Below are 12,034 nucleotides of genomic sequence, written 5' to 3'. Positions count from 1 at the left end.
GTACGTTTTGACATCCTCCACCCGCACTCGCCCGTTGGGGCCGGAACCAGGAATATGGGCGATGTCCAGACCCATCTCACGGGCCAGCTTGCGGGCTGCCGGAACGGCGACAATCCGACCCTGGGGGCTCATGGTTGCGACCCCTCCAGCCTGCACCGGGGGAGTCGAAGACGGGCTGGTTCTGGCAAAGGGATTCTTCACCTGCTCGGCTTTGCTGTCGGGTTTGAACAAGGAAAGGCTGGCCCCATCGTCTTCCACCACCTGGCCCGGTTCCACAATCGAGCGTTCTTCTTGTGCTTGTACGCTGGGAGCAGGCGCTGGCTTCCTGTCGCTGATGGGGGCCACCACCTCGCCGGGTTCGGCAATGATGGCGATAGGGGCATGGACGGCCACCACATCCCCCTCTTTGACCAGCTTCTGTAACAAAACCCCTTCGTGGGGGCTGGGCAGCTCCACCGTGACCTTGTCGGTCATGACCTCCACAAAGGGCTGGTCTTTCTTCAGCAGGTCGCCTTCGTTGATCAGCCACCGGAGAATTTCACCTTCGACGACAGACTCGGCCAGTTCGGGTAAAACCACTTCTTTGGGCATGGGGACTCCTTGTAGCGATCAGTAATCCAGAAGCTTCTTTGCGGCATTGAGGATGCGCGTCACGGTGGGCATATAGAGCTTGTCCTGGGCTAGCGGGTAGGGGATATCAAACCCGGTGACCCGCATGGGCGGGGCCAGCAACTGGTCGAACAGCTCTTCCGAAACCGTCGCAGTTACTTCCGAAGCCACACTGGCCATGCGCGGGGCTTCGGAAATCATCAGTACCCTCCCGGTTTTGGCGGCTGAGTTCAGCACGGTTTCCTTGTCCCAGGGCATCACCGTGCGAAGATCAATGACCTCGGGGTCTATACCGGCTGCTGCCATCTCCTCGGCGGCTTTCTGGGTCTCCACCATGGGGCCGCCGTAAGAAATTAGGGAAATATCGGCTCCCTCGCGTCGGATGGCGGCCCTGCCTATAGGAATCAGGTAGTCGTCGCCGGGCACCTCTTCCCTGGTGGCGCGGTAGAGGCGCTTGGGCTCCAGGAAGACCACCGGGTCGTCGTTGCGGATCGCAGCCTTGAGCAGCCCTTTGGTGTCGTAGGGCGTCGAGACCACCACCACTTTCAGGCCGCCGGTGTGGGCAAAATGGGCCTCGGGGCTCTGGGAGTGGTGGTGGCCACCCTTCACGCCGCCGCCGGTTGGCATCCGCACTACCATGGGCGCAGTAAACTGACCGCCCGAGCGGTAGCGCAGTTTGGCGGCCTGAGAAAACAACTGGTCTATGCCGGGAAACACATAATCGGCAAACTGAATCTCGGCTACCGGGCGCATTCCGTGGGCTGCTAGCCCCACCGCTGCTCCCAGAATGGCGGCCTCGGAAAGGGGAGAGTCCATCACCCGGTCGGGGCCGTATTTTTGCTGCAAGCCCTCGGTGGCCAGAAAAACGCCCCCGCGCTTGCCCACATCCTCACCCAGCAGCAGCACCCGCTCGTCGCGGCTCATCTCTTCGTCCAGGGCGGTATTGATGGCCTGGATCATGGTCATGGTTGGCATATTACCTCCTGTCCAGTGTCCAGAGTCGAGGGCATAGAGTCAAAAGAGCGGAGACGCTTGACTCTCGGCGCTTGACCCTAGATGCGCTTTAGCGCAATTCCTCCGCCACCAACCGGCGCTGCTCTTCAAGGTGCCAGGGGCGGGCCGCGAAGACATCATCAAACATCTCGAGCGGGTCGGGTTCCCCAGTTTGCAGAGCCTCTTGCAGGGCGGCCTCGAGTTCCTTGGAGATTTCCAGGCCTAGCTCGTTGGCCCAGTTGGCATCCCACAAATCCTGCTTTTCCAAAAAGCGCTGGAAGCGCACCAGGGGGTCGTGCAGGCGCTCGGCGGCCAGCTCCTCGCGGCTGCGGTAGCGGCTGTCGTCGTCGGCGGAGGAGTGGGGGCCAAAGCGGTTGACCACCAGTTCTACCAGACTGGCCCCGTGTCCGGCCCTGGCCCGCTCGATGGCCTCCTGCATCACAAAGTAGCTGGCCAGCACATCCATGCCGTCCACGTAGTAGCCAGGAATGCCGTAAGCATGGGCCTTGATGGCGATACTTTCGGATGCGGTCTGCCTCGAGATGTTCACGCTGATGGCATAACGGTTGTTCTGACAGACGAAGACCGCCGGAGCGCCCTGTACCGCTGCAAAGTTGATGCCAGCGTGCCAGTCGCCTTCGCTGGTGGCCCCATCGCCAAAGGTGCAGACCGCAACCTGACCGGTTCGGCGCAGCTTCATGCTGATAGCAGCCCCGGCGGCGGGGGGAATATGCGAGGCGATGGCCGAACAGACCGAAAATATGTTCAGTTTTTTGGAGCCGGGGTGCGAGGGCATCTGGCGGCCCTTGGCAGGGTCGGCGGCGTTGCCCAGGGTCTGGCCAAAAATTTCCACCAGGGGCAGCTCCATCGCCAGCATCAAGCCCATGTCCCGGTAGTAGGGGAATAGCCAGTCGTGGCCTTTGCGCAGCGCGTGGGCGATACCGACCTGGGCCCCTTCATGGCCCGAGTGAGGGGCCACGAAACTGGTCTTGCCGGTGCGAATCAGGATGATCAGTTTTTCGTCCAGTATTCGTGCGGCCAGCATATCGCGGTAGAAGCGGCGCAACAGATCGGGCGGCAGCCCATGCTCGAAGCCTGCAATCCAGTGGCCCTGCTCGTCTATCAGCCGGACGGGTTCACCGCTAAAGGGTTGGAACCGTACTTTTTCTTGAACCATGTTTCCTCCTGGCCTGCCGGGTTTACCAGCCTGCCCGACCAGATAAGCCCTGGGTAAGGGCCTGGAAGTCCGTGCGGCCCTGGGTAAGGATCGCTTCGGGGAATAGCCAGAACCCGGCAAAACCAAAAAGACCCCCGCCTATGGAGGTCTGCGTGTGGGTTTTGGTATACCGGGCTCGAGGTTTTGGGTGTGCAGATAATGGCCGAAAACACCAGGCTCTCACTCCCCATACCAAAACCTCCTGGTACAGAAGATTATAGCGGGTTTTCCTGGTTGTGAATGCGGTCAAACGACTTATGGCCGCGTAATGGCAGGAGTAAAATCAAACCAGCTCAGGCGAATCGCTCCATGAAACTGCGAATTTGTGTGATCGGAAAACCAAAACTGGGCTTTGCCCGCGCAGGGCTCGAGGAGTATCTTGGGCGCTTGCAGCGGTACACCCGGCTCGAGCTGATCCACCTTAAGGAAGGCACATCCGCTCAGGAGGGTCAGCGGCTGCTGGAAGCCTCCGAGGGCTACAGGCGGGTGGTGCTCGATGAACGGGGGGAGCTGGTGGATACGCTGGGCTTCAAGGGCCGGCTCGAGACCTGGGAGATGCAGGCCGAAAAGGGCGCGGCCTTCCTGATTGGCGGGGCCGAAGGCCACCCCCCGGTGGTGCGCCAGGCCGCCGACTGGCTTCTGGCGTTGTCTAAGCTCACCCTGCAGCATGAGCTGGCACTGGTGGTGCTGCTGGAGCAGCTTTACCGGGTGGAAACCCTCAAAAAGGGGGAGCCGTATCACCGCTAAGCGGCCCAAAAACAAGCTATACGCGAGTTCTATTCTATCGGGAAGGCAGTTCCTGACGCATTTGCCGAAGCCACTTTTCGCGGGTTAGGGTGGTGGAGAGGACAGGCTCGAGCACCAGGTTGATGTTGCTGGCGCTGGGCATCACGCTGGCAATACTGCCATTGGCTTTGAACCAGCCGAAAAGGTCGCCCACATCCTGAGTTCCATTGTTGTTCACATCCTTCCAGGCCGAAATCCGGTATCCCATCAGTTGTTGGGTGGAGAGGTGGTTGCGGCTATAGGGGGCCTGAATGCCAGTCTGGGTAACCTCGAGCGGACTAAAATCCAGCAGCAAGCTAAGGGTGGGGGTTTCGCGCAGCACGGCATCGAAGTAGATGCGTGTGCCCTGGATGTTCTGGGTAGGTGGAGGGGTGGCGGGGGGCTGCACCACCGTCAGCGTGACCCTGGTTTCTCCCTGAACGTTTTGTCCCCCCACACTGGCGCTTCCGCTGATCACTAGGGTATAGGTTCCTGGGGTGCTTCCTGCCGGGATGGTCAGAGTGGTGCTGCTGCCCGCGACGGGACTGGTGGGACTGAAGCTGGGGGTGGTACCGCCGGGCTGTCCGCTCAGGCTTAGCGCCACCGGCTCGCTAAAGTTGAACCGGCTGATGCCGATGGTCACCTGGCTGCTAGTTCCGGTATTCAGGGTGAGGGCGTTGGGGGTAGCCGAGAGCACCAGTGATCTGGGTGGCGGATCATGGAGCCTGTCCATTGCGGCTCTGGCATCTATGAGCCCGGGTCCGCATTCCGTACCACTGGGGCGATTGCACTGGGTGTTGCTCAGGGGCCGAGCAGTGCCTTTGAGGATGCTGAGCCCCTCGGCAGCGGTCAGACTGAACTTCTTGCTCTTCATCAGAGCCAGTACGCCTGCCACGTGCGGCGCAGCCATTGAGGTTCCTGCCATCCTCCCGTACTGCCCACTGCCCAGGGTACTGATGACCTGCTGCCCGGCAGCTTCGCCCCCTGGGGCCATCAGGTCAATGCGGGTTCCAAAGTTGGAATACGAGGCCCGGTTGCCCGCCGCATTGGTAGCCCCGACCGTTATCACCCCACTGCACCCTGCGGGGCTAAAGGTGCTGGCATCCACGCTGGTGTTGCCGGCTGCTACTACGATGATGGCCCCGCTGGCACTGGCCTCGTTGATGGCCTGCTGGAGGGCGGGGGCGTTGGTGCAGGGGACGGGCCCGCCCAGCGACATATTAATCACGCTGGCCGGGTTCGCATTGGCTGGAACTCCGGCCACGTTTAGGCCGGCAGCCCACCGCAAAGCATCGGCCACGTCTGCCAGGGTTCCGCTGCCGCCGCTCAGCGCACGAACCGGAACGATACGCGCACCCCACGAAACACCCGCCACTCCCAGGTTATTGTTGGTAGCAGCCGCAACCGTACCGGCCACATGGGTTCCGTGAAAATCACTGCCGGGTGCAGTATCTTCGGGGTTGGGGTCGCGCCCGTCGCCATCCCCGGCGTCGGAGGCATTGGAGTAAAAGTCGTAGCCTGGCAGTAGCTTCCCGGCAAAGTCGGGGTGGCCCGCCGAGATGCCCCCATCAATGACCGCTACTGTGACCGGGCTGGATACTCCAGTTTCGATGGCCCAGGCCTGGGGGAGGTTGATGGTTTCGTAATGCCAGCGCTGGTCGCCATAGCGGGGGTCGTTGGGGGTGGTCTGGGTGGTCAGAATGTAGTTGAGCTGGGCGTACTCCACGTCACTGCGGCTTTGCAGCAGGCGCAAGGTTGCCAGGGTGTCGGCGCGATTCAGACCGGCCCGGTACAGGAAGGTGCGGCCCAGGCCGAGCGGCCTGACCTGTTGTAACTCAGCGCCCGAGACCGAAAGCCTGCTCAGCGACTGTAGACTGACCTGGGGTCTAAACTGGATGATGAGTTCACCGTCCACAAACGGCGCGTGCGGATCGGCTTGTTGAGAGTTCGATAGTGCGATGCTGACGGTTCCACTGATTACACCACTGCCAGGAGGAGGAGGAGGGGGTGGATCGAGCACGGTAACACCTACCGACCCAAACCTGCTCGGATCGGCCAGGCTTCGGGCGGTGATGGTGGCAGTCCCAGCGGACCGACCTTCGACCAGACCGTTATTCACACTTGCTACCGCCGGGTTGCTGCTGCTCCAGGTAACGGCAGTGTGGCTGGTGTTGGTCACGCTGGCCACCAGCTGACGGCTGCCGCCCGTATCCAGGCTGAAGGGTGTGCTGGGGGTGAGGCTCACGCCGATGGTTGGTGGAGGGAGAGGCTGGTTGTTACAAGCCACAAAGAGTAAAGAGGCCAGTACCAGAACCGAGTGGACTCTAGACATGAGGTCAGGATACCTTTGCCCGGTTCTCAGGCTATGAGCGGGGGGTAAAGGTTTTTCAACTTGTGGCGGGCCGTTTGTTCATGGCTAGCGGAGCATAGGCGGCCACCGCCAGTACCAACAGCACTGCCCAGATCAGCAGGACGGTCGAATAACTCGAGGCTCCCAGCACCACCCCCATCCCCCACTGGAGCAAAAACACCCCCATGAAACCCATGAAGTTGATCGCCGTAACGGCCCGCCCGGTAAGTTCGGTAGGAAAAAGTAGACGAGCCTGGGCCAGGCTCAAGATGTTGAATGCCCCGCAAAAACCCATCAGCACATAACAGAAATAAATCCCCAGGATAGGCATGTTGGGCCACAAAGCCAGCAGGACAGGCCCCAGGGTGAAGCAGATACCCGCCGACAGCAGTACCCTGGGCAGGCCAAACCGGTCGGCCAGCGGGCCGCACAGCAAAAAGCCCAGCACGGCTGCCAGCGAAAAGGCGAATAAAATACTCCCCACCTCGAGGCTCCCCAGCCCGCGTGTCTTGAACAGAAAGTCTCCGCCCCACAAGGTCTGCCAGGCCAAAAACCCGCCTCCCACCATGAAGTTCAGCCAGCCCATGCGCCAGAACTGGCTGCTGCGCCAGATCAGGGTGGCATTGCCAGCCGGGCCACCCCGGGGCATGGATGTCCCCGACGGGGAATTGCGCACCCCCAACACCACTACCACTGCTACCAGAACAATTGCCAGGGCTCCCCACTCAAAAACTCCACGCCAGCCAATCTGTTCTTTGATCCAGGCCAGGGGGGCTGCTGCGGCTAATGCTCCAGAGGCGCCGATACCCACATACAAGCTGCTGACACTGGCGTAGCGGCCTGGGGGGAACCATAGCGAAAAAGCCTTCAGTGCACCCGTGTATGCCGCCGCAAAGCCAATGCCAAGCAGAGCGCGTCCTATCGAGAGGCTGGTGATGTCCTGGGCAAAGGCAAAGATGAGCGCGCCAACAGCCCCGATAAGCATCAGAGCCGGATGGACGAAGCGGGGGCCATAGCGGTCTAGCAAGGGGCCCAGGGGAAGCTGGGCCAGAGCAAAAGTTACAAAAAACAGGCTGGTCATCAAACCTAGCTCGGCGGAAGAAAGCCCCAGTTCCTGCTGCAAATCGGGAGAGATGACTGCGTTTGTTGCGCGAAAAAAATAGGATAGAAAGTAGGCCAGGAGCAGCACAAAAAAGATGCGGGCAGCAACGGAGGGCATGGTTCCCCTATCCTAACGGGTATGAAAGCAATCCCTTCTTCGGCACTGGGCCTCGAGCTGCTGGGCGGCATCCTGGTGGTGCTGGGGCTACTGCTGGCCTGGCTGGCCTTCACCCTGGCCAACCAGACCATTGACCCCAACCTGGACAAAAACCTGATGCGCGTTCGGGTGGACTTCCCTGGCTTTCTGGATGGAATGGCCCGCCACCTCTCGGTAGCGGGCGCGTGGATGGCGGGGGTGGGGGCGGTGCTCTTTTTTGGGGCCAGCTATCTAGCGCTGTTCTTCCGGGCGGTGTTGGGTTTGGCGGCTCTGTTTGCCCTGGGGGTCTGGGTCTGGCTAGCGCTTTAGGCTAAGGAGTTCGGTGGTACCGCCCTCAAACTGACTCTTGACCAGTCCCACCCCCCGGGCATACCAGGAAAGGGTCTTGAGGGTGGTATTGAGTGGCACGTTGTTCCCCCCAACTTTCATGCTGCCCCTGGTAGTCATGATGCTCTCGACCTTAAAGGCAGTAAAACGCCCCGCCGGCACGGTTATGCTTTCCTGCCCAAGCACCTTGTTGGTGGTGCTGACGCTTTGTTCAACCTGCACGGTCATGTTCTGTTGTTTCATATCACCGCTGACTTCGTAGCTGTAGCTCCAGGTTGCACCCACCCGCATGGTCTGAGGAATCACCACCCCGCTGGCTTTGCGGGTTTTGAGGTTCATCTGCACGCCCTGGTTGCCCCGTGGCTGGATGTACTCGGGTTGGGCAAGGCCACTGCTATCGCAAGTCCAGCGGCTCTCAAAGCCAAAGTTTTTGAAAGTCTGGCGCTGGGTAAAACCACGGGCGCTAACGTTGGCGATGTCAACAGTATAGGTCGAGTTATCCACACTGGATCGGTAGCTCCAGACCCAGCCTTCGCGCACCGGGAAGAAAGGATGGTCGCACCTGGCCCAGGCTGCTGTACTCAAGGTTAGTAATGTAAAAACCCATAGTAACTTACGCATGTTCCACTCCTTTTCTGCAGGATAGGCCAGCGGGTGTTATTTAAGCGTTATGCTCAAATCCAGCCGACCCGGCAAGTATGGGCAGAACGGGATACCGTGGCAGGGAGTTCCGTTTGCTGATACCCGGCCTGCAAAATGCAGCTCAGGCTATGTGCGCCCACGATAGAAATTTCGGGGATGGTTTTATGCGGTGCACTGCTGGGGTTTGCTTTGACGCCGCTCCGTGGCCAGGCCTCTGTGGGTAGGGCAAATTCCCAACCTGGAGATACTTAGCCGACCCCTAACTGCATCTTCATCCACGAAGCAGAATTGTGAAAGTTGGCAACCGCGCTGCCGGGCGGAACCAGTGCATCGCAGGCGGCTCGGATGTCCTCCGGTAGTTTCATATCCAGTACAGGCAGCAGGTGCTCCAGTTGTTCCACACTTTTCGGCCCGATAATGGGCGCAGTAATACCGGGTTGATCCTTGACCCACAGGATGGCCAGCCGGGCGGGGTCGTGCCCGGCCTCTCGGGCCAGCCTCACAAAACGATTGCCCATCTGCACCGCTCTGGGTGAGACTCGCTCGGCATAAATCCCACCCCGCAGGCTGGCGCGGGAGCCTTCCGGTCTAAGGTACTGGTCGGCATAACGCCCGGCCAGCATCCCCATTGCCAGGGGCGACCAGGGTAGAATCGCCAGGTTGTAGGCCTGCGCCATGGGAATCAGTTCGTTCTCGATGCGCCGATCCAGCAGGTTGTAGGGGGGCTGCTCGGACACGAAGCGCACATAGCCCTTCAATTCGCTGACCAGAATGCCCTCGAGCACCTTCCAGGCTGGGGCAGTTGAACTGCCAATGTAGCGAATGCGGCCCTGCCGCACCAGATCGGTCAGGGCCGAGAGGGTCTCCTCTATGGGTATATCAAAGACCGGGCGGTGGAGCTGGTAGAGGTCAATATGGTCGGTCTGCAGCCGCCGCAGCGAGTCCTCGCAAGCCCGGATCAGGTGCAGCCTCGAGTTCCCCCAGTCGTTGGGGCCGGGGCCTGTAGGGTAGTGGGCTTTGGTAGCGATAAAAGCCTCATCACGCCTCCAACTTTCCTTAAGTGCCTCTCCAATCACCCGCTCGGCCTCGCCCTGACGGTAGCTGTTGGAAGTGTCAATCAGGTTGATGCCCTCATCCAGCGCCCGCAGGATCATCCGCCTGGACACATCTTCCGGGGTGGGGTTCAGGATGTTGTCGGTGCCCAGCGCCAGCGGAGCGATCTTCACGCCGGTTCGGCCCAGATTACGGTATTCCATAGCTACTCCTTGTGTTCTGACGAGGATCCCGAACCAGAGCCTGGCAATGGGTGCTCACTCGACATGCTTTACCTGGCTGCGAACCCCGCGTCCACCAGCACCAGCGAGCCGGTCATGTAGCTGGCCTTATCGGAGGCCAGAAAGAGCACCATGTGGGCAATTTCTACCGGATCGGCCAGGCGACCCATCGGTACGGTGTCGGCCAGGCGGATCAGGAGTTCGGGCGTGACGGGCTCTTTGCGTTCGGACTGGAGCATAGGGGTATTCACTTCACCGGGGCAGACCGCGTTGATGCGGATGCCGTCCCTGGCGTGGTCGAGGGCCAGTGCGCGGGTGAGGTTGTGTACGGCGCCCTTGCTGGCGCAGTAGGCGGCCACGCCCGCCGCACCCAGGTCACCCCAGATTGAGCCAAAGTTGACGATGGAGCCGCTACCCCTGGGCTTCATGGCCTGGATGGCGGCTCGACACATGAAAAAAGTGCCACTCACGTTCACGGCCAGGATGCGGTTCCACTCCTCATCGCTGGTGTGTTCGCCCCTGGCCCGCACCATGATGCCCGCCGCATTGACCAGCACATCCAACCGGCCCTTAGTGGCCACGGCTTCGGCAACCGCCGCATCGCAGAACGCCGAACTGCTTACGTCACCGGTCTTGTACACAGCGCCAATTTCGCCCGCGACTGCTCGAGCCAGCGCCTCATTGCGATCCACAATAACGACTTCGGCTCCAGTTTTGGAGAATTCCCTGGCGGCGGCTGCACCCATCCCTGAGGCGCCCCCAGTTATGATGACGACCCTGTCTTTGAACTCCATGACTTCTCCCTTTCCGACCAGGGTGATTGTATTGATCAAAGGGAATCGAGGTCAATGCTCCTGATCGGCGGGAGTCGGAGTCAGTATTCTAGTCCGACGGGACGTTCCTCCACTTCCGGTCGCTGGTATACTTCGTGCGGAATAGGTTTTTCCAAATCTAAGGAGGTCTGATGGTTCAAATCGCAGTGCCCAAGGAAACCGCCGCTGGGGAACGCCGGGTGGCGCTCACGCCAGAAGTGGTGGGCCGTTTGCTCAAAGAAGGTTGGGGCGTGAGGCTCGAGACTGGTGCGGGCGCCGAGGCTTATTTCTCCGACGAGGCGTACCGAAGTGTGGGGGCCGGAATTGTCCCCAGGGATCAACTGTTCAAGGGAGCACAGGTAGTTTTTACCGTGCAGCCTTTGGAGCGACTGGATTTTGTGCAGCTCGAGGCTGGAACCATTGTGGTGGGGTTGATGGCTCCGCATCGCAGTCCGGCCAGGGTACAGGCCATGGCAGCCAGCAACCTCTCCGCACTGGCCATGGAACTGGTGCCCCGCATCACCCGGGCCCAGAGCATGGATGTGCTCTCCTCGCAGGCCACGGTGGCTGGATATGTGGCGGCCTTGCTAGCAGCCCAGTCCAGCAGCCGGTTCCTTCCTATGCTTACCACCGCTGCGGGTACCATCCGCCCTGCCAAGGTGATGGTGATGGGGGTGGGGGTGGCAGGTTTGCAGGCCATCGCCACGGTTCGCCGCCTCGGCGCCAATGTCTGGGCTTACGATGTGCGCAAAGCGGCAGCCGAGCAAGCCCTGTCGCTGGGGGCCAAGGTCATCGAACTGCCCATTAGCGCCGAGGGCGAAGGGGGTTATGCCCGCGAACTGACCGAGGATGAGAAAAAACTCCAGCAAGAGGCGCTGGCCAGAGAAATGGGCAACATGGATGCCGTCATCACCACCGCCCAGATTCCCGGTCGCAACGCACCGATCCTGATCACCCAGTCCATGGTGGAACGCATGGGCGCAGGGGCTGTGGTGGTGGATCTGGCTGCGGAGTCTGGTGGCAACTGTGAATTGACCCAGCCTGGCAAGACCATCGAAGTCAATGGGGTCAAAATCGTTGGGCCGCTTAATCTACCCAGCGTGCTTTCGGTGCATGCCAGCGAGATGTACGCCAAAAACCTCTACAACCTATCCAAGCTGCTGATCAAAGACAGCCAGCTTGCGCCTGACTGGACCGATGAAATCCTGGCTGGAGCTTTGCTCACCCATCAGGGTGAGATAACCCATGCGCCAACCAGGGCGCTGGTGGGAGGCTGATGATGGATCCTGCGTGGGCTGCTTTATACATATTCCTGCTGGCCGCTGCTACCGGTTACGAGGTGATTAGCCGGGTTCCGGTAATTCTGCATACACCCTTGATGTCTGGTTCTAACTTTATCCACGGGATTGTGGTGGTTGGGGCTATGGTAGTGCTTGGCAAGGCCGATACCCCGGTTGAGCAAGCCATTGGGTTTATCGGAGTGATCCTCGGTGCAGCCAATGCTGCTGGGGGTTATGTTGTGACCGAACGCATGCTGGGGATGTTCGAGCGTAAACCAAAAGCCATACCAGATAAACCGAAGAGTTGAGCCATATGGAAAACTTTGTTGAACTTGCTTACTTCCTGACGGCCCTGCTCTTTATCCTGGGCCTCAAACGCATGGCCTCACCGGCAACTGCCCGTAGCGGGATGGTCTGGTCGGGAGTTGCCATGGTGGTTGCTACCCTGGTCACCTTCCTGACTCCAGGAATGCAGAACTTCGGTCTGATGATTCTGGCCCTGACTATC

Annotated in this window: 13 protein-coding genes; 5 read left to right on the top strand and 8 right to left on the bottom strand. The window is 60.3% G+C overall.

The genetic code is table 11. The annotated features are described in order from the left end of the window. From Q0288_RS14885 to Q0288_RS14875, 3 genes are all read right to left on the bottom strand, one after another. A partial coding sequence (locus Q0288_RS14885; RefSeq protein ID WP_299432023.1) for a biotin/lipoyl-containing protein occupies window positions 1-591 on the bottom strand: 591 nt, incomplete at its 3' end. A gap of 18 nt (window positions 592-609) precedes the next feature. After that, on the bottom strand, window positions 610-1,584 hold the full coding sequence (locus tag Q0288_RS14880) for an alpha-ketoacid dehydrogenase subunit beta (RefSeq protein WP_299432020.1): 975 nt from the start codon (window positions 1,582-1,584) through the stop codon (window positions 610-612). An 88-nt stretch (window positions 1,585-1,672) separates the two neighbouring features. Then, window positions 1,673-2,779, bottom strand: coding sequence for a thiamine pyrophosphate-dependent dehydrogenase E1 component subunit alpha (locus tag Q0288_RS14875; protein WP_299432017.1), 1,107 nt, complete (start codon window positions 2,777-2,779; stop codon window positions 1,673-1,675). A gap of 348 nt (window positions 2,780-3,127) precedes the next feature. Between Q0288_RS14875 and Q0288_RS14870 the strand changes: the two genes are divergently transcribed. Beyond that, on the top strand, window positions 3,128-3,565 hold the full coding sequence (locus Q0288_RS14870) for a 23S rRNA (pseudouridine(1915)-N(3))-methyltransferase RlmH (protein WP_299432014.1): 438 nt from the start codon (window positions 3,128-3,130) through the stop codon (window positions 3,563-3,565). A gap of 34 nt (window positions 3,566-3,599) precedes the next feature. Here the strand turns inward: Q0288_RS14870 and Q0288_RS14865 are convergent, their stop codons facing one another. Next, window positions 3,600-5,915, bottom strand: coding sequence for a S8 family serine peptidase (locus Q0288_RS14865; protein ID WP_299432011.1), 2,316 nt, complete (start codon window positions 5,913-5,915; stop codon window positions 3,600-3,602). 55 nt (window positions 5,916-5,970) lie between these two features. Further along, entirely contained in the window at window positions 5,971-7,152 is a 1,182-nt protein-coding gene (locus tag Q0288_RS14860; protein WP_299432008.1) for an MFS transporter, read from the bottom strand. Window positions 7,153-7,173: 21 nt separating this feature from the next. Between Q0288_RS14860 and Q0288_RS14855 the strand changes: the two genes are divergently transcribed. Next, complete coding sequence (locus tag Q0288_RS14855) at window positions 7,174-7,500, top strand: hypothetical protein (protein ID WP_299432006.1); 327 nt, start codon at window positions 7,174-7,176, stop codon at window positions 7,498-7,500. Here Q0288_RS14855 and Q0288_RS14850 read toward each other — a convergent pair. The 3 genes from Q0288_RS14850 to Q0288_RS14840 form a co-directional block, all read right to left on the bottom strand. Further along, on the bottom strand, window positions 7,489-8,139 hold the full coding sequence (locus Q0288_RS14850) for a hypothetical protein (protein WP_299432004.1): 651 nt from the start codon (window positions 8,137-8,139) through the stop codon (window positions 7,489-7,491). The genes Q0288_RS14855 and Q0288_RS14850 overlap by 12 nt on opposite strands. 269 nt (window positions 8,140-8,408) lie before the next feature. Further along, window positions 8,409-9,416, bottom strand: a complete 1,008-nt coding sequence (locus Q0288_RS14845; RefSeq protein ID WP_299432002.1) for an aldo/keto reductase — start codon at window positions 9,414-9,416, stop codon at window positions 8,409-8,411. Between the two features lie 68 nt (window positions 9,417-9,484). Further along, complete coding sequence (locus tag Q0288_RS14840) at window positions 9,485-10,228, bottom strand: SDR family oxidoreductase (RefSeq protein WP_299431999.1); 744 nt, start codon at window positions 10,226-10,228, stop codon at window positions 9,485-9,487. Between the two features lie 170 nt (window positions 10,229-10,398). Between Q0288_RS14840 and Q0288_RS14835 the strand changes: the two genes are divergently transcribed. The 3 genes from Q0288_RS14835 to Q0288_RS14825 form a co-directional block, all read left to right on the top strand. Then, window positions 10,399-11,523, top strand: coding sequence for an NAD(P) transhydrogenase subunit alpha (locus Q0288_RS14835; protein WP_299431996.1), 1,125 nt, complete (start codon window positions 10,399-10,401; stop codon window positions 11,521-11,523). Between the two features lie 2 nt (window positions 11,524-11,525). Continuing rightward, entirely contained in the window at window positions 11,526-11,834 is a 309-nt protein-coding gene (locus tag Q0288_RS14830; protein WP_299432026.1) for an NAD(P) transhydrogenase subunit alpha, read from the top strand. A gap of 5 nt (window positions 11,835-11,839) precedes the next feature. Next, window positions 11,840-12,034, top strand: a 195-nt coding sequence (locus Q0288_RS14825) for an NAD(P)(+) transhydrogenase (Re/Si-specific) subunit beta (protein ID WP_299431993.1), incomplete at its 3' end; no start/stop codon positions are given.

This window comes from uncultured Meiothermus sp., from assembly GCF_937863175.1.
In the GTDB taxonomy this organism is placed as follows: Bacteria; Deinococcota; Deinococci; order Deinococcales; family Thermaceae; genus Meiothermus.
The sequence above is the reverse complement of the archived record's forward strand: the minus strand, read 5'-3'. Positions and strand labels throughout refer to the sequence as shown.